Source organism: Streptococcus cristatus ATCC 51100 (assembly GCF_011612585.1).
In the GTDB taxonomy this organism is placed as follows: domain Bacteria; phylum Bacillota; class Bacilli; order Lactobacillales; family Streptococcaceae; genus Streptococcus; species Streptococcus cristatus_H.
This window is the reverse complement of sequence record NZ_CP050133.1, coordinates 246599-269095: the sequence shown is the minus strand read 5'-3', so window position 1 is coordinate 269095 and position 22497 is coordinate 246599. Positions and strand designations below refer to the sequence as shown.

The window sequence follows — 22497 nt, the reverse complement described above, 5'->3', positions numbered from 1 at the left end:
TAGAGCCCACTCAACCACTGCGTCTTGCTCGACAATCCAAAGACAATTGAGAGGCTAGGACTCTTGTCCCAGCCTCTTCATCATTTTTACTGATTAATAAACAGTTTTCTCTGTTTCGAAATCAAAGAAATGCGCCTTGTTTAGATCAAAGCCAAGGTCAATTCCAGCACCTGTTTCTGAATAGTCACGAGCATCTACCCGCGCGATAAACTCGCTGTCACCAACTTGACAGTAAAGGTGAGACTCAGACCCCAAAAGCTCAGAGACAGAGATGGTCGCATGAACCACAGAATCTGGGAAGGTCTCTAAGAAGGCAGGTTCTGTATTGATGTCTTCTGGACGAATACCGAAGATCAATTTCTTGCCGTCATAACCCTTCTCACGCAGAACTTTCAGCGTTCCTTCTGGCACTGTCAAACGCAAGCCATCGGCAACGATTTCATTCCCCTCAAGTGTCACAGTGATAAAGTTCATCGCTGGGCTGCCAATGAAGCCTGCCACAAACTTGTTGACTGGATTTCTGTAAACTTCCTGTGGACTACCGATTTGTTCCACTCGACCAATGGTTCCAGTTCCAGCAGGGTTCTTGGTTGCTGACATGATAACAATCCGGTCTGCAAGTGTCATCGCTTCTGTCTGGTCGTGGGTAACGTAAATGGTTGTTGCTCCGATACGGCGGTGGATTTTGGCAATCTCAGCACGCATGGACACCCGCAGCTTCGCATCCAAGTTTGACAGAGGCTCGTCCATTAGGAAAACCTTTGCATCACGCACGATAGCCCGGCCCATAGCAACACGCTGACGTTGACCACCTGACAAGTCCGCTGGCTTGCGATCCAAGAATTCTTTCAAACCAAGGATTTCAGCTGCTTCTTTCACCCGTTTGTCGATATCTTCCTTGCTGTACTTGCGCAGTTTAAGCCCGAAAGCCATGTTGTCGTAGACTGTCATGTGTGGGTAGAGGGCATAGTTCTGGAAGACCATAGCAATATCACGGTCTTTCGGCGCCACGTCATTGACAACTTTACCGTCAATCGACGCTGTTCCTTCTGTGATATCCTCAAGACCCGCAATCATACGTAGCGTTGTGGATTTCCCACATCCTGACGGACCAACGAAAACGATAAATTCCTTGTCCTTAATGTCCAAATTAAAGTCTTCAACAGAATAGTGCTCACTATTGGGATACTTCTTATAAATATTTTTCAGATTTAATTCAACCATAAGCTTCTCCTAACTCCTTTACCATATTGTAAGTTCTTTCTGCTTGATTATATCACGAATAGCAGGCCCTCACACTGACTCTTCTATATCTTTTTTTCTACTTTTTTTAGCATTCGATAAAAAAGAAATGGAGAGGTGGTCGCTTCATTGATTTCATCAGTCGACTTGCTTCCGATAGGCCTTAGGAGATTTGCCACATAACTTTCGAAAGACTTTATAGAAATAACCAACATTGCTATATCCAACTGCATAACAAACATCTTCTATACTGTCATTTTTTGCGAGCAGGAGCTGCTGGGCTGCCTTGATGCGCTGCTTATTTAGCAACTCTGCAAAAGTAGAATTCGTCTCACGCTTGATCAGCTGGCCCAAATAAACTGGATTGATATAGAGTTCCTTGCTGATATCTTTTAGGGATAAATCTTTTTGATAATCACGACCAATCACTTCCAAGACGTTAGCAACATTCTCATTCATTCGATACTGGGCGAACAAATCTGAGAGCTGAGCCTTCAGATAATCCAACAAATCTTCAAAGGTATTCGTGCTTTCAATCTTTTTGATAATGCTTGTCATATCGTCTGGTTTCAAATGCTGAAACAGATGGTAAACATCCATGATAAACTGAATGAACAACTGCTTGGTAATTGAAACTTCAGGCGTATTTTGCAGCACGATATCCTTGAGCAAGTCCAATTCGTCCAAAATCTGACTAATATTTCCTTGGATAATCACGCGATACATAGGCTCATAGTAGCTAAAGAGCGGATTGGTTTCTTGCAAGCTAACCGTTCCATAAAAAAGAGTTTTTTCTAGATTGAGCTTGAAAGCCTGCAGGCCTTGTTTATAAGGAACTGTGAATTCTTCCAGATAGAGCGCTTCTTCCTTTTGCGAAGACAAAAACAAATAGCCAGTCTGTCCTAAAATACTATAAGGAACCGAAACTAGCCCTTTTTCTTGAGCAGCTGCTCCCAGCCAGACATTATCGAAGGATTTGAGATAAGTAGCTATCTCATCTTCACTTGTCTCTTCTTTAAAAATCAGCTCTAGTTGATTATTGGAAGAACGGTCAAATTCCTTTTCCAATTTTTCTAGGATTGCTGCCAGTTCGACCTTATCGACTGGCTTCACCAGATAATCTGCCACCTGCAAATTGAGGGCCGTTTTGACATATTCGAATTCTTGGTAACCTGAAAGGATGATAAAAGCTGCATTAGGCAGGGAATTTTTCATCTGCTCAATCATCTGCAAGCCATTCATCCCTGGCATATTGACATCGGTGATGACCAAATCAACAGGATTGTTCTTAATATAGGCGAGGGCCGTCTCTGCATCATTTGCCGTAGCTACGACCTGCATCTTCCACTTTTCAAAAGGAATCAGCACTTTCAAGCCTTCTGTGATCATGTATTCATCATCGACTAGTAATACTCTGTACATCTTTTTTCTATTCATCCTTAATTTCTATAATATAGGTTACTCCCTGATCCGTTTGAGATTTCAGTTGGATACTGTAGCGGTCACCAAAAAAGAGCAAGAAGCGTTCATGAATATTCCGAATACCAATGGATGTCCGCTGCTCTCGGTTCTGGGCATCCATAAGCTCTCGACTAGCTAGAATCTCTTGAATCTCAGTCAGACGTTCAGCAGGGATGCCTCGACCATTGTCTTGGATCATCAGCCTTACAGCACCGTCTATCTTTTGAGCCTTGACACTGATGACATTGTCCTGCCTGCGATAGTCGATACCATGGGCAAAGTAATTTTCAATCAGTGGCTGAATACTGAACTTGGGAATCATCATTCCTTCTAAGCCTTCTTCAATTTTGAAACCATAGGCCACTGATTTGGGATGCCGAACCATGCAAAGATAGCTATATTTCCGGCAGAATTCCAATTCATTTTTCAAACTACTTCTGGATTCATCTGAGATATTATTTCTCAGAAGACTGCTAAATTCGTAGATAATATCTGCCAATTCTTCCTGATGCTGCATGACCGCATACATCCTGATAAATTCCAAGGTATTATACATAAAATGAGGATTGATTTGCGCCTGCAAGGCTCTCATATTGGCATCTTTTTGGCTAATCTCCAAACGATAAATATCCCGAATACTCTTGTCCAGACTGTCCAACATGGTATTGGTCGTTGTCGCAATCAGAAGCAACTCCTGCTCCTTGGTCTCTGTCGCAATACGTTTCTGATTATCACCATCTGTGATGAGATGGAGCGTATCCACAATATCAACAACCTGCCTTTGGTAATTGAGAAAAATCCTCTGCAAAGCAGCATATAAAACTCCAACCAAAATCAAACCAGAAAAAATGATCAAACCTGTGCTGAAAATCGTCTTCTCTATCACATAATGCGCAGGAACTGCTGTCTGGACAGTGTAATTGTAGATAGTTTCTTTTTTGATCCAATCATTTTGGCCAATTCCTTTTGTATCACCAAATGCAAGAATTTCTTTTTTGTAAGGCGAAATGACACTGAGAGCGAGTGGGACATCGCCCCGCGTATTATCGACAACCTTGTTGAAGACTTCCCCATCAATCCGAATGTAAATCGTTCCGATGACTTGATCGACTGCCTTATCATAAATCGCGATGGGAAAGGCATCGCGCGCAGGTCTAAATTCCTCAGCAGGAAGCTGTTTGCCACCTCTCGCTTGCCTTGTGGAAACAAAAACAGTTTTGTAATCATTTAAAGCAATATCAATACCTGTAACAAATTCATTTTCAACATAAATATCATTGATATTTTGGTGGAGGGATACTTGAACATAAGTAGGTACATCCGCAGATAGGCGCCAACTAGCGTACTCAGAGGGACTCATGATAAAGTAGTTATAAACACCGTCCAATTTTGCTCGATTTTCAACCAAACTTTGAGCCAGTTGATTCGCTCGGCGGTTATAATAATCCACTTCGTCAGCCAATCGAGTCACTGCTTGCTGCGCAATCTGCTCAGTTTCCTTATAACGACTGTGCCAATCAGAATAAGACAAAATGAGACCCAAACATCCCACAATAGCCACCATAATGACAGCATAAACTTTTAGTAACGAATGGAGCCAAAATTTCTTCATGGTTTTTCTGTTATCAACTTAGACTGAATGGTTTGGTAAATTGGGTCTAAAACATCACTAACAAAAAAGTGCCAAAGCCCAATAAAAGCAAAGAAGAGTAAAGCCGGCATGAAGTAGCTGGCAATCAATAGCAGAATTGTCCCTAATAAGAGTTTCAACATGGCTGAAATATTGAGAAAAACGCCAATCAAAGATAATTTCAAGCTATTTTTATAAGAAAACTCAAAAAAGACCTGCAATTTCAGATAGACTGCGTATACTGCTGGTGCCAAAAGCAAAAAGAGCAGATTTGCTATCGTCAATAAAAGGTAGAAAATAGTTTGGTGAGGAAGCTGGATAAGGAGATAAATCCCATAAGATAAAAGAGCCTGCACTACAAGCAAAGTGAAAAATACTTTGTTTGTAGCAAGGAAATTTTCTTTAAACAGATCCCATGCTTCTTTCCAGTGATATTTTTTATAGTCATAGCGATATTGCTGAAACAAAGTCATGAGCACACACCCCGCTGGAGCAAGTCCAAAAACAAGACCTCCACACAGAGCCAATACCCAAAAAATTGCGGATGCAAGCATAGCCATATAAACTCGTTGAAAAATCCACTCAACTAATTTTCCCATCGTTCTTCCTTTCTGCTGGTCAAATTCCATACATTGTAAAATTATAACACATTTTAACCGTTTACAAAAATTCCTATCACTCCAAAAAAGAAAAATCCTCCCCAAAACGAGACGAGGAGGATTCATCATGTTGCTTATTTCTTAGAAGCAAGGAATTCGTCGTATTGTTTTTGCATTTCTTTCAATACTTTATCGTATGCTCCTTCAGATTTCAGTTTGTCCATCATCTTAGGAATTTCAACATCAGGATCAACTGTACCAGTGTTGATAGCAGTGTCGTATTCTTTCATTGTGTTCGTAATGCTAGATACTTCTGCTTTAACTGGGTCTACATTGAAGTTAAATCCAAGAGCAGGTGACTCTTGTGCTTCTGCAAGAATCTTCTTAGAATCTTCGATTTGTTGATCTGTTACGTTTTCATTGATGTAAAGAATCCAGTTGTTACCTGTGTTCCAGCCAGACATGTGGGTATTACCATTGTAGGCTTTCAAAGTACGAACGCGGTTTTCTTTACCTTCAACTTTTTCCCAGTTTTCGCCTTCTGGACCATATACAAGGCCGTTCAGCAATTCAGGATTTGTGTTAAGCAAAGTCAACAATTCCATTGATTTTTCTTTGTTCTTAGAGTTGTTTGAGATAACGAAGTTCGCTACTTGAGTAGTTTGGCTCTTCTTGTAGTTCTTAGTCAGTTGGCTGATTTCGATCTTACGGTTTGCTACACGAGAAAGCAAGCTGTTACCGTAGTCAGCAGGTCCTACTGTTTCTTCGCGAACGAACCAAGAATCTTCAGACAATTGATAAGCAGTATCGCTAGTTGCTACATCTTTTGGAATATAGCCAGCTTGATAGTACTTATGGATGGTTCTGAGGCTATCCAAGAAACGAGGAACTTCATAACGGTTTACAATCTTAGTTGTATCGCCTTCCAAGTCAATAACGAAAGGAAGTCCGTTAGTTACAGGATAATCAAAGTTATCAGATGGGATGAAGTTCTTACCGATAGCGAAAGGAACAACTTTTGGATCTTTTTCTTTAGCAGCTTTCAAAACTGGTTCCAAATCTTGGTAAGAATGGATATTTGAAATATCGCTAATACCATATTTTTCAAGAAGTGGTCCGTTGAAGGCAAAGTTTTGTGAAGAAGTTACATTGGCATTAACTGGCACAGCATAGATTTTACCGTTGACAGTGTTTCCTTTGATGTAAGCTGGGTCTAGAGAATCGTAAAGTTTTTTACCTTCCTTTTTGTAAAGCTCAGTCAAGTCAGCATAAGCACCTTTTTGGGCATTGATGACATAGTTTTGAGCAAAGGCGATATCGTAGTTTTCACCTGATGAAGTGATAACGTTCATTTTTTGTTCGTAGTCACCCCAACCGATGTATTCGATATCCAACTTAGCATCGATTTCTTTGCCGATAATCTTGTTAGCATTTTCGAGCAATTTGTCCAAATTATCTGGTTTGTCACCGATTTGGTACATTTTGATAACTGTCTTACCATCATCCGTTTTAGATGACTTTTGGTTGTTACCAGTAAGACTACCGCAGCCTGCTAGTAGGCCTGAGAAAGCCAAGAAGCTAGCAGAAGCTAGAGCATATTTTTTCCAATTTTTCATAGAAAAATCTCCTTTTAATTTTTTATATACAAATTTAATGATGTGAGTTTTTAGTAGCAAAAACTCTGAGACTAAAGGGGCAGCTTATTCTTTGACGCCTCCGATAGTCAATCCCTTAACAAAGTAACGTTGGAAGAATGGATAGACGCAAGCGATTGGCAAGGTTGCAATTACGACCATGGCCATACGACCAGACTCTTTAGGTAGAGATCCTGTCAAGCCTGCAAGCTGAGCACTCGCTCCCGCACTCTTAGACAAGTAGTCCATATTTTGCTGAATCTTCATCAGCAAATATTGAAGGGGAACTAAGTTGTCACTGCGAATGTAGAGCAGCGCGTTAAACCAATCGTTCCAATAAGCAAGGGCAGTGAAGAGTGTGATTGTAGCGATACCTGGAAGAGATAGTGGCAAGCAAATTTGGAAGAAAATCCGAGTCTCGCTGGCACCATCAATCTTAGCGGATTCAATAATCGCTTCTGGGATCGTTCTCTTGAAGAAAGTTCTCATCAGAATGATATTGAAAGGACTAAGCAGTAGCGGCAAAATCAAAGCCCACACTGTATCTCCTAAACCAAGCAAGTTGGTCATAACGATGTAAGTTGGAATCATCCCTGCTTGGAAGAGCATACTTGCCATTGCAAACAAGGTAAAGAAGCGTTTAAATTTAAAGCTGCGACGTGAGATAGCGTAGGCATAAGTTGTTGTGAAGAAAACATTCAAACTAGTACCTATTACCGTAATCACTACTGTCACAAAGAGTGACTGCAAGAGCTGATCTTTCAAGCCAAATAAGAATTCATAGCCCGCTAGACTAAACTGTGACGGCCAAAAGGCAAAACCATTATGAACCAAACTGCTTTCATCCGTCAGAGAGATAATAATGACAAAGAAGAAAGGTAGCACACAGGAAAGCGAGAAGATGGCAATCAAGATGTTAAAGAAAAAATCGGCTTTTTTGCTAAAGGAGTGAATTCCCACATTATCGACTTTTTCTTTTTGAATTTTTGGGGATTTCATAAGTTCCTCCTTCTAAAAGAGAGCAGATTCTTTATCAATTCTGCGGACAATCAGATTGCTGACGATAACGAGGATACAGCCCACAACTGATTGATAGAGACCCGCAGCTGAAGCCATCCCGATATCACCTGTACCGGTCAATCCACGATAGACATAGGTATCCAAGACATTGGTTACGCTAAAGAGTGATCCTGAATTATGCGGAACAGTATAGAACAAGCCGAAGTCCGCGCGGAAGATGTTTCCGACTGCTAGAATGGTCAATACTGTGATAAGAGAAGCCAAAGATGGCAATGTGATGTTCCGGATGCGCTGCCATTTTGTAGCACCGTCTACCGTTGCTGCCTCATAGTAAGTCGGATCAATTCCCATGATACTTGCATAGTACAAAATACTACTGTATCCTAAGCCCTTCCAGATACCAATGAAAAGGATGAAGGCTGGCCAGAAGGAGACCACTGTGTAAAAGTTGATATTCGGATTGTGCAATAAATTGTTCAGCAAGCCCTTGCCAGGGTTCAAGAAAGCATCTACGAAGAAACTAATGATAACCCAAGAAAGGAAATACGGAAACAACATGGTTGTCTGATAAATCTTTACCATCTTTTTCGAACGAAGTTCGCTAAAGATAATGGCAATTCCGACAGAGAAAATCAATCCTAAAATGATGAAACCACCATTATAAAGAATGGTATTTCGTGTAATCGTATAGGCATCCTTGGAATTAAACAAGAACTTGAAGTTATTGAATCCTACCCATTCACTGCTCATAAGGCTATGGATGAATCCTTCACCACTTAGTTTAAAATTCTTAAATGCAACGACGTTTCCTAAAACTGGTATATAGAAGAACAAAACAAACCAAACAACTCCTGGTAAGACCATGAGCAAGAAAATAAAGTTTTCTTTCAGTGTTTTGATAACCTTATTCATTCAAATCTCCCTTTCTATTGTTTTGATATCGTTTTCATGTTTCTATTATATGCCTTTTTCTATTCTCATTTAAACTCCTAATTATAGAAAAAACTATACAAATTATTTATCTAATATACAGATAAAAAATAGAACAGAGGCATGAAAACTATGATCAAACAAAATAATTACGTTGTGTAAATCGTTGACGCTGTGGCGATAGTATGCCATTGGTTGGCTGTTGTGGCTGCAAAGTTCTTGTCTCCATAAAAGTCATTGAAAGGCAAGATTTCTTGCTCTAATTCTTCTACAGAATCAAGCTGACCAGTCGTGTATTGCTGTAGGCGTTCCTGCGCCCGTTTGATCCGCTTGAGCAAGCCTCCAAAGCGGATATCAATAGTATCTAAACCGAAAATCTTGTTTTCTAGCTGCCATTGGCGACTGAATTGCTCGGCAAAGTCTTCCACTTTTTGATAGAGCAAAGGCAAGTCTTTTTCAGCTAGTTCTGCCAAGCGCTCCTTGTCTCCTGCGCCATAGGCTTCTTGAATGCCAGATGTGACGGCAATTTTCAAGGCCAAGAGCGCATTCAACTGAGCCTGAGTCTCAAAGAGATAGCTATATTCACCAGCTTTGCGGCTGACTTCTTGCAAGGACTGAGCGGCAGCTTCAAAATGCTGCTTGTCTTCTTCAGGTCGGATATGGCGTTCCAGCAAAGGACAGAGAATATCCTGATAGAGAATATAACGATTTGGATTGATACCGCTGAGGTTTTCTGGCAAGCCTGGCAATAGATTGGCCAAGTCTACCTTCATAAAATCATCAAAGGCAAGGCCTGTGCTCACCAAGAAATGCTCGGCTAATTTATCTAAATCATTTCGATAGGCTAGTTCTGCCCAAATCTGCAGGGCAGGAAGGATTGAGAATTGTGAGGTTTCTCCTCCATTATCCCCCCAGCCAGTCACAATCACTTCCTTGACATGATTTTGGCGGCAGGCTTTATTGGCTTCGAGAGCTACCAAGCGACTGAAATGATTGTGCGGTGTAAAGCCAATCCACTTCCAAGCACCGCCAGCAAAGGCAATGTCCTGACTGATTTTATGATGATTTTGGAAGTTACGGTTGTATTTTTCCTCGCTATCTTGATAGTAATCCCAGTAAACCAAGGTCACACGGTCTTTGAGTCGATCCAAATATACGCGGGTTTCCTCTGGGATTTCCACATCACGGTCGTACTGGCCATCTGCTGACATGAGCTTGAAGAACATATCGCTCCACATCTGACAATGGAAACCGTACTTATCTGCGATATTTAGTACACGCTCAAGGTGTTGGCACATGAGGAGGCTACGGTTTTGGAACCCATGCTGAATCAAATAACGTCCGAGGCCAACCAAGTGGGCTTCGTCCATCCCGATATTTATCTTACGTGTACGAAGCTGGGACATTGTCTTAAACATGCCTTCGATAAGCTCGTAGACCTTTTCTTCTCCGATCAGTAAGATATCCTCCACATCTCGAAGTTCCTGCACTTCCTTGACACCCCATTTGACAAAAGCTGATAGGTGCGCCAAGGTCTGAATGCAAGGCACGAAGGCCATATCGAAATCTGCGGCATAAGCCTCAATCTCTTGCAATTCTGCAACAGTGTACCGGCCTCTGAAATAGCCAAAATAGGGCTGGTCTTCTATCTCATAGGTATCTTCCATGTAGAGTTCAAAGGTAGAATACCCCATCAAGGCCAAGACCTCAATCATCTTCTTAGCTGAGCTTAGGTTCAAGACGGCATTGCGGGAACAGTCAGCCATATAGGCCAAATCCTCATAGGCCACCTCTTCCTCAATCTCCACCTCATCCTGCCCTTCTTTAAGGGCAGCAGATAAGAGGGCTAAAGCTCGATAGAGCTGATGAGGCTTATGATAGCTGACTTGATAACATCCCTGACGGCCTTCCACCTTGATTGAGACGGCTGAGCTAGGAACAAGACTGACTTCAATCTCCCCCAAGTTCAAATATTTTTCTAAGCGAGCAAGAGCCTTTTCTTGCTTGCTTGATAATCCTACAAATGTGGCCATTGGCCTTCCTCCTGTAACCAGTTTACTAAAGCGCCATAAAGATTAGCCTCCCCCTTGTAGGTACACGCTAAAATTTCTGGTGCCACCGAATACTCTTCATAACGTTCAACATAATAAGCAATCGCTGAGCGGACACCTTGGATAAAATCAGGATTTTGGCTGATAGAGCCACCCAGACTTATCACATCCGGATCTATGAGATACTGGATATTGAGTAAACCTTGTGCAAGATTACGGTTCATCCGCTCGATGGCTTCTTGGCAAAGGACATTTCCTGCCGCAGCCTCTTGGTAAATCTTGCGACCATCCCAGTCTGCCTGCCCTGATTTTTCGGCTACGTAAGCTACCATGTTGCCAGTTGAGGCCAGTTGCGACCAGTTGTTGAGTTTTTCAGCAGGTGCTAGGATTGTCATATAGCCAAACTCCCCACCCAAACTGTGGAGACCACGATGAAGCTTGCCATTGATAATCATAGCTCCGCCAATCCCAGTACCGATAACCACACAGGCTGCATTTTCCAGCTCGGGATGAGCCAGAAGTTCACTCAAACCAACACAGTTGGCATCATTTTCTAGATGGACTGGCAAACCATAAGAAGCCAGCTTATCATACCAGGAAAAACCGTGAATATAAGGAACAGCGCTAATCCCATCAATGACTCCTGTCTCTCGGTCAACCGCCCCAGGCACACTCATGGCAATGCCTTGGTAATCCCGCTTGGAAATACAAGAATCCAGCCAAGCCATAAAGTCATCTAAATTGTCTGGCGTAGCAATGTCTTGCTTTTCCAGTATCTCTCCTTCTTTGGACATAGCCGCAAACTTGATACCTGTACCGCCTATGTCAATTGTTGCAATAAGCATTTTTTCTCCTTTCTCTGTTTTCTAGTTCTTGAAAGGCGATAGGGCAAGGAACTAAATGTTCAAGTATTTAGTCCATTGCCCTAGCCTCCTCTTTTTAATCGTTTTTCAAAAGCTCTGTGCGAATTTCCTGTGGTCCTAAGATTCCATCCTTTTCTGGAAGCACTTCTTCCAAAAGGTTGACTAGGGTTTGGGAAGCAGTTGTCACTTCTTGCTCTTCTTGGGTCATATTGTAGTAGCGAAGTACAATACCTGACTCGTCTTCCGCCACTTTAAGGGCTGTCGGGCAGATTTCTGCTAAGTTCAGAGCAGGGTGGTCCAAGGCTTGTCCAGTCGCTGCAACACTTCCTTCTTGTTTGGAAATTTGCAGAGCTGTCAACGGTGTTTGGAAGGCTTTGGCCCGACGGTAAGCGGCAAATCGCTCTTGCGGTTGGTGGCATTCCACCGTGTACTCGACTTGGAAGTCACGCAGACACTGCGCTTCTGGCGTTGGGAAGTAGCCCCAGTCGCCCAGCTCACCAGTTGCCCGCAGAATCGTTACAGCAATCGTGTCATCACCTAAAATCTCGTATTCATTTAGACCTTTATTGGCTACTGTGACTGCTTTTTGGTCATCATAAAGGCTAACGAAGGCTTGTTGGTGCTGTGGATTTTCTGGATTTTCCCATGAGGCAGCCGGTTGGTTGTTACGGCTAACTACTTCGTAAATGCTGTCTGAATCATTGGTTTTACTGCTGTTGTGAGTTCTGAAGAGAACACGGATGCGGTGATCCTTAGCAGTATTGGTAAAGCGAGTCTTAAAGCGCAATTGTGGACTATCCGCAAAGACTGTCAACTCAGTTGTCAAGATCATAGTTGTCAATTCTGACGAACGGCCTGCTGAGCGCGTCATAAACTCAACGATGCCCTTTTGCTCCTGATCCAGTAGTTCGTCTGCGCTTACTGGCAAGGTCAATTCATGGCTTAATTCCACCTTGGCATAGCGGGCATTGTTTTCCAACACCTTAACGCCAGCCAGTTTGGCATAGATCGGCTCTGTATTTTTTGGCTGGAAATAGATATATTCATTTCCAATATCGCCCCGATCTTCAAAGCGGAGGAAGTCTTCATAGGCTTCATGGGTCGTCTTATCGTAGACGGTCAAGTCTTCATCAAAGCTGATAGTCACAAATGGAGTGTCAATCACGCCATTGCGGTAGAGCCCTTCATGCTCTTCTTTTGCACCAGGAAGCAATTGGAATGTTTTCCAAGCCAGAGGTGCTAGATGAATCGGCAATGTCACGCGCAACTGACGAGCGATATAAGCCTGACGGAAGCGGTCTTTTGGAAGATCATATTGGAAATTAGCTCCCAAATCTTCGATTTTAGCTTCAACATAGCGGCCATCCAAATCCTTCACAATCAAGTCTGGAATTGTCAATTCTGCCATTCTCCGATAGGCTTCTGTCGGATGAGCTTCCTTGAAATCACAGGTCGCAAAGGTCACATCCACAGAAACGGTATCTACCTTGTCATGGAGGCCAGTATTGATAACGGTGAAGAGCAGGTCGCTCTCAGATTGGCGGCTATCCAGCTTTTGCTTCCATTCTCCCAGCAAGTTACCTTTGACAAATTCGCCCACTTGATTGACCTTGGCGAAGCGGATTTCCATTTCGCGGTGAACTTCATCGACACTGCAGCCGCAAATACTATCGTGCGGAGCGTTTTGCAAGAGGGTCTTCCAAGCATAAGTCAGCTGGTCTTTGTGATTGTGACCGCCTGTGATAACAGTCAGCGGCTCAACCACCTGCTCTAGCAAGTTGCTGTTTTCTTGGAAAGCCTGCTTCAGATAGATACGAGCCGAAGAAGTATTGGCCAAAGTGTACCAACCATCCGTTTCTTGGCTGGTCAATTCGCCTTGAACTGTTGACACTTCCTCAGGCAGGGCCGCTTCCACAGCCTGCATATAGTCATCAAAAGAACTGTGGACAAAGTTGATTTCTGGATAAAGCTCATTGGCTACTCGGATGGCTTGGCTGAGGTCACGCTGAACTGGCTGGTGGTCGCAGCCATTCATCATCAGCCATTGATTGGTAGAGGCATAGCTCTTCACATCTGCTAATTTTTGCTCCCAAAAAATCTTCGCTTCCACAGGGTCGACTGGGATTTCATTCCCATTGCTGTACCAGTTGGCAAAGAGGATGCCTAGGACTTTACTGCCATCAGCACCTTGCCAGTACATTTCAGAGTACTGAGAAGTGAACTGCTCGTCCTCTAAGACTTGGTTGTCAAATCCGATTGGCTTCACTCCTCGGCCGAAAGCTGCTACATGAATGCCAGATTGCTGCAAGAGCTGAGGCGCTTGTCCCATATTTCCAAAAGTATCAGGGAAATAACCAATCTGAGTGGACTTGCCCCATTTCTTGCACTCCTGCTGACCGATCAAGGTGTTGCGGACATTGGCTTCGCTTGAAATCAAATAATCATCCTGCAAGATATAGAAAGGACCGATTTTCAGCTTGCCTTCATCAATATAGCGCTGCAGTTTATCGCGATTTTCCGGACGGATTTCCAGATAATCATCCAAGACAATGGTTTGCCCGTCTAGGTGGAAGCTCTTGAAATCTGGATCATTTTCAAACAAATCAAAGAGATTGTCAAAAAGCTCGACCAGCTGCATACGGTGGGATTCAAAGGGGAGATACCATTCGCGATCCCAGTGGCTGTGAGAAATGATATGTACAGTAATATTTTCCATTTTTGTTCCTCTATTTGTTAATTCTATACCTCAATTTTTAAATCATAATAATCTAATACCAGTTCGCAGAACATCATGTTGGCCCAGCTGAACCATTCACGAGAATACTTAGTCGGGTCGTCCACATGGAAGCTTTCGTGCATGACACCTGTGCCACCATCGCAGGCTACGAGCAAGTCCAGAATCCGACGTTTTTCTTCCTTATCGTGCGTGGTTAATCCTTGAATGGCTAGGGCAATCGGCCAGATATAGCGGTAGAAGGTATGTGAGCTACCAAGTCCCGCAGCATATTTACCCTCATAATAGTAAGGATTTTCTGGGCCTAGAATGGTGCGGCGTGTCGCTTGGTAGACTTCGTCGTCAATTGAGCAAAAGCCTAGATAAGGCGCTGCCAAAAGGCTTGGTACATTCGGATCGTCCATAATGCTGGCATTTCCCAAACCGTCTACCTCAAAAGCGTAAATCTTTTCACCTTTAGCATTTTGGGTGTAGGCGTGGTTTTCAATTCCTTCCTTGATTTCCTTTTGCAGGCGCTGCGCATGCGGAACGATCTCCTCAGCACCCTCTAAGTTCAATTTTTCAAAAATTTCTGCCACATAGCCCAAGACAACTGTTGCAAACATATTGGACGGTACCAGATAGCTGTATATACAAGCATCATCACTTGGACGGAAGGCCGACCAAGTCATGCCTGTCACTGCAAAGTCAGGGCCTTTCCCATCATTGACCAAGGTATCTTCCTTGCGATCCGTATCACGGACAAAGCGATAAGAAGACTGGTTGTGCTCCTGCTCGATCGTCCAAACTCGTAGAATTTCTCTAACTCCAGCAATAAAGGTAGCGTCTAGATGACTCGTTTCCCCAGTTTCTTTCCACAAGAGATAAGCCAGTTGCAGAGGATAGCAGAGAGAATCCACTTCGTACTTGCGTTCCCAAATCCAACCAGACAAGTCTGTGTGGTCTGTTTCATGGTGACCTTTCCAGTTGTCAGCGATATTAAAGGCATTAGCATAAGGATCTTTGAGAATCAGCGTCATCTGACGTTTGACCAAGCCAGCAATCGTTTGACGGATTTTTGGATCTTGCTTGGCCACAAAGAGGTAGGGCTTGAGCTGAGCAGTCGAATCCCGTAGCCACATGGCTGGAATATCGCCTGTCAAGACAAAAGTAGACCCATCTTCCAATATTTCGACCGTGTTGTCCAAGGTATCCGTATAGCAACGCTCAAAAACAGAGACCCAAGTCGGATGATCCTGGGCTAACTGGGCAATAGACTCCAACCATTTCCCAACAATTTCTTTAGAATAAACCATATTCATTCTCCTTTTTCATACTCGTTTACATTCTCTAGTATAGGCTAAACAGTTTTTAAAATATATACACAAACTAAAGGCCTTTCGATCATATATTTTTGCCTTGTCCGCTGCTTCCTGATTCATGTTATAATCAAGACAAAGCAAGCTGGATTGAAGGAGAATTTCCATGAAAACAATACTAGAAACGATTGATACCCGCTATGGAACGGACAATTCCCATAGCTTTTCCCACGGCAATACCCTGCCCTATACAGGGGAACCGTTTGGTATGAACTACTTCGTCCCTCAGAGCAGCCATACAGATAGCTCTTGGTTCTTTCAACCAGACTTGCCCATTTTTCAAGGCATTCGTCTGACCCACCAGCCCAGTCCTTGGATTGGGGATTTCTCTTGGCTCTTGCTCACGCCTGTCACCGAAAAGATCAGCAAGCCTGATATCTATCACCGCCAGTCGTCGTATCGACCAGACGAGAGTATTTTTCAGCCACATTATTTAAAAGTTCACTCCAACCGCTATCAAGTCAGGACGGAACTGACTCCGACTACTTATGGAGCCTGCTTCCGCCTCACAAGCCAGTTGGCCCAGCACATCAGTCTTATCCTGCACAGCGAGGCTCAGACCCATTTCCGTATGCTGGATGCCTACACACTTATAGGCAGTTTGAAAGAAGAAACCAATCCAGCCAAGCAAGCTCTGACCATGCATGTCTGCCTACGCTTTGACCAGCCCATTCAGGTCAATCATGCACTTGGTGAGGACTTGGTGCTAGACTTTGAGCAGGGACAACTGCAATTCGCTCTAGCCACTTCCTTTATCTCGGAAGAGCAAGCTGTGACAAATCTGCCCCAAGCTGACTTTGATGCGGTGAAAGAGCAGACCAAGCAAGCCTGGGAAAGCTATCTCCACCGATTTGATGTTGTGGAGCAGGGAAAAGTTGACCGCCGCATGTTCGACCAGACTCTTTACCGCCTTTTCCTCTTTCCTCAGACCTTTTATGAAATCACTCCTGAAGGAAAAGAAATTCATTGGGACTTTACCCATCAAACTGTCCAGCCTGGTAAATTCTTTACTAATATTGGATTTTGGGATGGTTTTCGCACCAATTTTCCGCTGCTAGCTCTTATCGCACCCGACACCTATCACGACTTTCTAGAAGGATTTCTGAATTTCTACAAAGAAACGGGCTATCTACCCAAGTGGCTGGCTCCCGATGAACGGGGCATGATGCCAGGAACCTTGATTGACGGTGTGATTGCGGATGGCGCTGCGAAAGATCTCATTCCTGACCTAGAACAGGAATTGTTCCAAGCTATGCTAGACACAGCGGAGAAAGAAGATCCTTCCAAACGTTACGGCCGACACGGGGCTAGCGACTACCAAGCCTTGGGCTACCTGCCAACAGATTATCATGAAAGCGTCAGCCACACGCTGGACTATAGCTATAGCGACTTTTGCATTGCCAGCCTAGCCAGCAAACTCCAAGAGAAACAAGTAGCCCAGCGATACGGCCAGCAGGCACGCCATTACCAAAACCTTTTTGACTCAGAAACGGGCTATATGCGAGCCAAAGACCGACAAGGACAATTCCGAGCCGACTTTTCTCCTTACAGCTGGGGGCGAGATTATGCCGAATGCTCTGCTATTCAAAATACGCTCAGCGTCTTCCACGATATCGAAGGCTTGAAAGAGCTCATGGGCGGTGAGACAGCCTTTACCGATTATCTGACTAGGCTCTGTCAGGACCAGCCCTATTTTGATGTCACAGGCTACGGCTACGAAATTCACGAAATGAGCGAGATGGCGAATGCCCACTTTGGCCAGCTAGCCATTTCCAATCAGCCCAGTTTCCATATCCCTTATCTTTTCCGCTATAGTGCCAAGCCAGAATACACTAGCCTCCTAATCAAAAGCTTGAGAGAAGAGGCTTTTCAGCCTGATTGGCAGGCTTTCCCTGGCGACGAAGACAATGGCAGTCTTTCTGCTTGGTATATCTGGAGCGTCTTGGGCCTCTACCCTACTTGCCCTGGCAAGCCTCACTATGACTTAGGTATTCCTCTCTTTAACCATCTGCGCCTCTACCTACCTCAAAGTCAAAAATGGCTTGATATTTACGCCCACGATAACTACCCCCACTACCAGTTTGTGAAAAAGGCAGACTTAGACGGACGAAGCCGGCAGCGAATTTCCCATGAGGACTTACTGGCTTCTGACAGGCTGGATTTCTACCTGTCTTGGTTGCCAAATTCATCTTCTACACAATCATAAAAACAGCAAAAGAGGCTGGGACAAAAGTCCTAGCCTCTCAATTGTCTTTGGATTATCGAGCAAGACGCAGTGGTTGAGCGGGCTCTACTACGCTGATTTCATCAGCTTTTACAGCCCTACTCAACTGTGCGGAGGTGGGACCACGAAATCGAATTCTAACCAATTACCGATTTCTGTCCCACTCTCTTTTCTCATTCTAACTCCCCTTGACCTCAATCTTGAGTCTGCTTTGACGACCATCCTCTCGGCTGGCACAAAGGTAAAAATTCAATTCTTGCTGACCTGTGAAAGCCAAGGTTGATAAGGTCAGCTCTTTGTCGCTCTCGCCCGAAGCAAAGCTTACATCCCAGATTTGGTCCTCATAAGCCGTTCCGTGCGTTCCTGTGCCAGGCTCCGTAACTAGTCGGATCTGCTCCGCTTGCTCCAGTCCATCTAAACGACGTAGACTAATCTGAGTCAATTGGCCCCCGATTACTGTGTCCGCTGCTTGTGAGAGTTCCAAACCAGAAGGTCTCTTCTCTTCCTCCATAATCGCTGGTGTCCTGTACACGGCCAGCTTACTCAATAGTGGCAAGGCTTGGAAATCCGTCAGAATCAAGCGCAAGTAACGAGCCTCGACCATTTCGCCCAAAAGCAGACGCTTATAGCCAATCGTCTGACCACGGGCAAATACAGTCCAGCCATCCTCTTTCTTCACTTCTAGGATAAAACCTGCGACCCGTTGCCCTTTGGCAATCGGTTCTCTGATTTCTAACAGATTAAAAGTGCAACTGCGGCCGAGGTCAATCTCCAAGACATAGGAAGTTTCCTCCGCATTCGGAGCCCAGAAGCTATCCCTTTTACCGTCCGTCAGATTACTTGCTGGATAGCCTATCCTTTCACTGCCACCTGTGACTTCAGCCTCCGCAGCCAAGTCTTCATCGTAAAGGCTAGAGATAACCTGATGAAATTCCTGCAGGCGCTGGACGTCAACTTCCGCCAACAAGCCCTCCTTGGTCGGAGGCACATTGAGCAGAAGCGGTGTCCCCCGCCCCACCGAAGCCAGATAAATATCCAGCAAATCCGTCAAGGACTTGGGTTGCTGATTTTCATGATAAAACCAGCCTGAACGCAGGGACACATCTGCTTCCCCAACAGAATAGTGCGTCCCTTCTGGATCGCCATGGCAAAGATAGACAGACGGTGTCTGCTCACTCAACTTTTCCGGTCGAATCTTCTGCCACAAGGGATCGCCAGCTCGGCCACTTTCATTGCCAATCCAACGCAATTCAGTCGCCTCGGTTGAAAAAATGACAGCGTCCTTTTGATAGCGACGAATGGTTTCAAACCAAGCGTCAAACTCATAGGAAAGCTTTTGCGCACCTTCTCCACGCGCCCCATCCATCCAGATTTCGATAAATTTTCCTTTATTACCATAAAGCGGATTGCTCAAGATTTCTTCTAATTGCTGCTGATAGTACTCATTGTAGGCTTTTTGAGTATCTACATGATAGAGCGGACTGTGGGCATCCCAAGGCGACAGATAAAGCCCCAAATCCATATCATACTGACTGGCTGAGCGGGAAATCTCAGCCAAGAGGTCACCCTTGCCATCTCTCCACGGACTGGCAGCTACCGTATAGTCTGTATAACGACTCGGATAAAGAACAAAGCCATCATGATGCTTGACCACGACAATGACCCGTTTAAAGCCTGTTTCTTTCAAAACCCTGATCCACTGGTCTGTATCTAGTTTAGTCGGATTGAAACGCTTGGGATCTTCTTGACCATTTCCCCATTCCTGCTCGTAAAACGTATTGATGCCAAAATGGATAAAAGCTGCCAATTCATCTCGATGATAAGCCAGCTGGGCTGCCGAAGGCAAGGGACCAAAATCCGCAATCTCTTCCAATTTTTTCATAAGTCTCGCTATTCCTCATTTCTTCCTAGTCAATCTCTTCTCTAGCTCCACTATAGCAAAAAAAGAAGACGCTAGCAACGCCTCCTTTTCGACTTCCTAAAAAGCCACTCTTTCTTCTATAATTTGTGGAAGACTGAAAATCCTGTCCTAATCCTTGTAAATCGTTTTACTGATATATCAGAATTCCAAATTCCCTTGAGTGGCTTTAACATCCCCTAGCATGATACTCTTGACAAATCTTAGTCAAAGACAATCAAGGACTTAATGGTCTTCCGCTCATCCATATCTTTATAGGCTTGGTCAATCTCTTCCAGTTTATAGCTGGAAGTAAAGACACGGCCTGGATTGATGTCACCATCAAGGACTGCTTTCAGCAAAATTTGCTTGTCATAGGTGGTGACAGAGGCTGCACCACCTGCCACTGTGATGTTTTGAGCAAAGGTGGAACCAAGGGCACGATTATTATAGTGGGGAACACCAACAAAGCCTAATCGGCCGCCGTTGTGAAGGACACCAAGCGCTTGGTCAACAGCTGCTTCTGTTCCGACACATTCAAGCGCAGCGTCAGCACCGCCGCCGAGGATTTCGCGCACCTTGGCAATGCCTTCTTCTCCACGCTCAGCGACCACTGCTGTTGCTCCTGATTCAAGCGCCATCTTTTGTCGGTCTTCGTGACGGCTCATGAGGACGATTTGGGAAGCTCCCCGCATCTTAGCCGCGATAACAGCACATTGTCCAACAGCGCCATCTCCGATGACAACTACCTTGTCGCCTGGTTTGACATCTGCCACACGCGCCGCATGGTAGCCTGTCGGCATGACATCAGCCAACGCCAAGAAGGACTTAAGCATCCCCTCTGAATAATCTGACGGCTGACCCAGAATCTTCACCAAAGCCCAGTTGGCATACTCAAAGCGCATATACTCCGCTTGCACCCCATCTGACCAGTTATTGCCAACATGCCGGTCACAAGTCCCGTCATATCCTGCTCGGCAAGCGTCGCAGTCCCCGCATCCATGGGTAAATGGAGCAATGACAAAATCGCCTGCTTTCACAGTCGTTACTGCATCACCGACTTCCTCGACAATCCCGATCGCCTCATGTCCACTGTTCATGCGCCCAGGCTTCACCTGCTCATTTCGATAACTCCATAGATCAGAACCACAGACACAGGTCCGAACAATACGGATAATGGCATCATCTGGATCTAGAATTTGCGGATGATCTATTTCTGCTAATCCAACTTGACCAGCCTTGAGATAAACTGCTGATTTCATTGCATTTCTCCTTGTGTTTGCTAACTATATTATATCACTTTTCAGATAGATAAACTAAAAAAAGCCAAAAGAGCTTTGGGGACATTTTCTTCTCCAGCAAGCGCTCAATCCCTACCTCATCGCTTTTTAAAACTGCTTTCTTAGTCCTTACTATAAGTAAAGCCGGAGTCCTCCAACAACTGCCTGAATCCATCAAAATGACCTCTAGCGTGACTCGGCTAGAGGTCTGATTCACCTTGCTGATATGGGAGCAATCAGTTTATTCCATTCGGAACTGACTAACAATGATTGTTGATTATTAAATTTTTAATTCCTTTAAGCGCTAATGATTTTCTTTTATCTTAGCATTAGAAATATTAATCACAAAGCAACTATCGGTTAACATCTCGAAGACTGAAAACCATCTAAAAGCTTCTACTTTCTATCCCACTGTCATAATCAGATAGGCTAAGCAGGCCTACCCAATGATCTAACCAATAGTCCAGTAAAGCAACGACTTATATGTTACAAATAAATATATCAGCAAACCAAATCGAATGCGAAATTAAGTTTTTCCTTTCCCTATCTTCACTTATATTATACTCCTTCTACCAAAAGATTGCAAGCGTTTACACTATGGAGTTTGAAAAAATTTAACTAAAAAGAATGAACATAAAAAAGTAAAGGAGACCCTAAGATGAGGTCTCCTTTAGACTATAGTTGATTTCTACCAGCTACTATATATAATACAGCATAACCTTATTTCTCGTCGTCTTTATGAAGCATATTTTTAACACCTTCAATAGCGCCTTCAACTGCATCTTTTGCATCTTCAGCAACTTCTTTGACTTTAGAAACAACTTTTTCAGCTGCTCCTTCTTTTTCTGTTTTTTTATCACCAGTTAATTTGCCTAGTCCTTCTTTAACAGCACCTTTAGCTTGGTTGAATTTTTCTTCTGTTGACATAACTATGTCCTCCTTTATTTCTTTTTGTTTTTAATTAATGTACGCGAGTATTTTCATTTGATGAAGCAGCATCTTTAACAGCTTCTACACCTTCACCAACTTTTTCTTGAACGGCTGAAAAACCACCGCTAAGACCAGATTTTGCTTTTTCGAATTGCTCTGAAGCGAATTCGCCTGTTGATTCAGCAACATCTGTTACTCGATCTTGAAGGCTAACTGAGTCAGCCTCATGTTGTTCTTTAGTTTTAATATCAACAACATTGACATTAACTTCAACAACTTCTAGGTCAGTCATTTTAGAAATTTCTTCTACAACAACATTCTTGATTTCTTCGTATACTGCTGGAACATTCTTTTGATATTCCACGACCACGTTCAGGTCAACAGCCACTTGTTCTTTCCCAACTTCAACATTAACACCATTCGTTACGTTATCAGTATTAATCAATTTATCTGCTAAATTAGAGAAGAAGCCACCATCAACAGCTAGCAAACCTGAAACTTTCTCTAAAGAGAGACCAATGATTTTTTGAATGACTTTATCTTCGTAAGTCAATTCACCTTTTACTTCATGAGTTGCTTGCGCAACTTCCTTTTTAGCAACATCTTTAAAATCTTTATTTGTATTTGACATAAGAAACTCCTTA

Annotated in this window: 16 protein-coding genes; 1 reads left to right on the top strand and 15 read right to left on the bottom strand. The window is 43.7% G+C overall.

The genetic code is table 11. The annotated features are described in order from the left end of the window. Positions 1 to 93: 93 nt before the first annotated feature. From HBA50_RS01355 to HBA50_RS01305, 11 genes are all read right to left on the bottom strand, one after another. Positions 94 to 1224, bottom strand: coding sequence for an ABC transporter ATP-binding protein (locus tag HBA50_RS01355; RefSeq protein WP_045500465.1), 1131 nt, complete (start codon positions 1222 to 1224; stop codon positions 94 to 96). 156 nt (positions 1225 to 1380) lie between these two features. Beyond that, positions 1381 to 2664 (bottom strand): response regulator transcription factor, encoded by a 1284-nt coding sequence (locus HBA50_RS01350; RefSeq protein WP_045500945.1) that lies wholly within the window; start codon positions 2662 to 2664, stop codon positions 1381 to 1383. 7 nt (positions 2665 to 2671) lie between these two features. Then, positions 2672 to 4315, bottom strand: a complete 1644-nt coding sequence (locus HBA50_RS01345; RefSeq protein WP_045500463.1) for a sensor histidine kinase — start codon at positions 4313 to 4315, stop codon at positions 2672 to 2674. Further along, on the bottom strand, positions 4312 to 4932 hold the full coding sequence (locus tag HBA50_RS01340; RefSeq protein WP_005592124.1) for a DUF624 domain-containing protein: 621 nt from the start codon (positions 4930 to 4932) through the stop codon (positions 4312 to 4314). Before HBA50_RS01340 ends, HBA50_RS01345 begins: the two co-directional genes overlap by 4 nt. Before the next feature lie 134 nt (positions 4933 to 5066). After that, on the bottom strand, positions 5067 to 6548 hold the full coding sequence (locus tag HBA50_RS01335; RefSeq protein WP_005591629.1) for an ABC transporter substrate-binding protein: 1482 nt from the start codon (positions 6546 to 6548) through the stop codon (positions 5067 to 5069). A gap of 84 nt (positions 6549 to 6632) precedes the next feature. Further along, entirely contained in the window at positions 6633 to 7565 is a 933-nt protein-coding gene (locus HBA50_RS01330; protein WP_045500460.1) for a carbohydrate ABC transporter permease, read from the bottom strand. Positions 7566 to 7577: 12 nt separating this feature from the next. Next, a complete protein-coding gene (locus tag HBA50_RS01325) occupies positions 7578 to 8498 on the bottom strand; it encodes an ABC transporter permease (protein ID WP_045500458.1) in 921 nt (306 codons plus the stop codon). 167 nt (positions 8499 to 8665) lie between these two features. Continuing rightward, positions 8666 to 10549 carry a beta-N-acetylhexosaminidase gene (locus HBA50_RS01320; RefSeq protein ID WP_045500455.1) on the bottom strand — a complete coding sequence of 628 codons (1884 nt, stop codon included), beginning with the start codon at positions 10547 to 10549 and terminating at the stop codon, positions 8666 to 8668. Further along, on the bottom strand, positions 10534 to 11412 hold the full coding sequence (locus tag HBA50_RS01315) for an ROK family protein (protein ID WP_045500453.1): 879 nt from the start codon (positions 11410 to 11412) through the stop codon (positions 10534 to 10536). Before HBA50_RS01315 ends, HBA50_RS01320 begins: the two co-directional genes overlap by 16 nt. A gap of 94 nt (positions 11413 to 11506) precedes the next feature. Then, positions 11507 to 14146 (bottom strand): alpha-mannosidase, encoded by a 2640-nt coding sequence (locus HBA50_RS01310; protein WP_045500451.1) that lies wholly within the window; start codon positions 14144 to 14146, stop codon positions 11507 to 11509. Between the two features lie 23 nt (positions 14147 to 14169). Further along, the gene (locus tag HBA50_RS01305) at positions 14170 to 15459 is read right to left on the bottom strand and encodes a glycoside hydrolase family 125 protein (RefSeq protein ID WP_045500448.1); all 1290 of its coding nucleotides are present in this window, start codon (positions 15457 to 15459) and stop codon (positions 14170 to 14172) included. 169 nt (positions 15460 to 15628) lie between these two features. On the opposite strand from HBA50_RS01305, the gene HBA50_RS01300 reads away from it, so the two are divergent. Beyond that, complete coding sequence (locus HBA50_RS01300) at positions 15629 to 17728, top strand: GH92 family glycosyl hydrolase (RefSeq protein WP_045500446.1); 2100 nt, start codon at positions 15629 to 15631, stop codon at positions 17726 to 17728. Positions 17729 to 17924: 196 nt separating this feature from the next. Here HBA50_RS01300 and HBA50_RS01290 read toward each other — a convergent pair whose 3' ends face one another. The 4 genes from HBA50_RS01290 to HBA50_RS01275 form a co-directional block, all read right to left on the bottom strand. Beyond that, entirely contained in the window at positions 17925 to 19628 is a 1704-nt protein-coding gene (locus HBA50_RS01290) for an alpha-L-fucosidase (protein WP_045500444.1), read from the bottom strand. Positions 19629 to 19867: 239 nt separating this feature from the next. After that, a complete protein-coding gene (locus tag HBA50_RS01285) occupies positions 19868 to 20905 on the bottom strand; it encodes an alcohol dehydrogenase catalytic domain-containing protein (RefSeq protein WP_045500442.1) in 1038 nt (345 codons plus the stop codon). 738 nt (positions 20906 to 21643) lie between these two features. After that, on the bottom strand, positions 21644 to 21850 hold the full coding sequence (locus HBA50_RS01280) for a CsbD family protein (protein WP_045500439.1): 207 nt from the start codon (positions 21848 to 21850) through the stop codon (positions 21644 to 21646). A 34-nt stretch (positions 21851 to 21884) separates the two neighbouring features. Then, the gene (locus tag HBA50_RS01275) at positions 21885 to 22484 is read right to left on the bottom strand and encodes an Asp23/Gls24 family envelope stress response protein (protein ID WP_045500436.1); all 600 of its coding nucleotides are present in this window, start codon (positions 22482 to 22484) and stop codon (positions 21885 to 21887) included. Positions 22485 to 22497 lie beyond the last annotated feature (13 nt).

Coding starts and splice junctions, on each gene's coding strand:
- HBA50_RS01355 (WP_045500465.1), bottom strand. CDS start 1,224: ATGGTTGAATTAAATCTGAAAAATATTTATAAGAAGTATCCCAATAGT.
- HBA50_RS01350 (WP_045500945.1), bottom strand. CDS start 2,664: ATGTACAGAGTATTACTAGTCGATGATGAATACATGATCACAGAAGGC.
- HBA50_RS01345 (WP_045500463.1), bottom strand. CDS start 4,315: ATGAAGAAATTTTGGCTCCATTCGTTACTAAAAGTTTATGCTGTCATT.
- HBA50_RS01340 (WP_005592124.1), bottom strand. CDS start 4,932: ATGGGAAAATTAGTTGAGTGGATTTTTCAACGAGTTTATATGGCTATG.
- HBA50_RS01335 (WP_005591629.1), bottom strand. CDS start 6,548: ATGAAAAATTGGAAAAAATATGCTCTAGCTTCTGCTAGCTTCTTGGCT.
- HBA50_RS01330 (WP_045500460.1), bottom strand. CDS start 7,565: ATGAAATCCCCAAAAATTCAAAAAGAAAAAGTCGATAATGTGGGAATT.
- HBA50_RS01325 (WP_045500458.1), bottom strand. CDS start 8,498: ATGAATAAGGTTATCAAAACACTGAAAGAAAACTTTATTTTCTTGCTC.
- HBA50_RS01320 (WP_045500455.1), bottom strand. CDS start 10,549: ATGGCCACATTTGTAGGATTATCAAGCAAGCAAGAAAAGGCTCTTGCT.
- HBA50_RS01315 (WP_045500453.1), bottom strand. CDS start 11,412: ATGCTTATTGCAACAATTGACATAGGCGGTACAGGTATCAAGTTTGCG.
- HBA50_RS01310 (WP_045500451.1), bottom strand. CDS start 14,146: ATGGAAAATATTACTGTACATATCATTTCTCACAGCCACTGGGATCGC.
- HBA50_RS01305 (WP_045500448.1), bottom strand. CDS start 15,459: ATGGTTTATTCTAAAGAAATTGTTGGGAAATGGTTGGAGTCTATTGCC.
- HBA50_RS01300 (WP_045500446.1), top strand. CDS start 15,629: ATGAAAACAATACTAGAAACGATTGATACCCGCTATGGAACGGACAAT.
- HBA50_RS01290 (WP_045500444.1), bottom strand. CDS start 19,628: ATGAAAAAATTGGAAGAGATTGCGGATTTTGGTCCCTTGCCTTCGGCA.
- HBA50_RS01285 (WP_045500442.1), bottom strand. CDS start 20,905: ATGAAATCAGCAGTTTATCTCAAGGCTGGTCAAGTTGGATTAGCAGAA.
- HBA50_RS01280 (WP_045500439.1), bottom strand. CDS start 21,850: ATGTCAACAGAAGAAAAATTCAACCAAGCTAAAGGTGCTGTTAAAGAA.
- HBA50_RS01275 (WP_045500436.1), bottom strand. CDS start 22,484: ATGTCAAATACAAATAAAGATTTTAAAGATGTTGCTAAAAAGGAAGTT.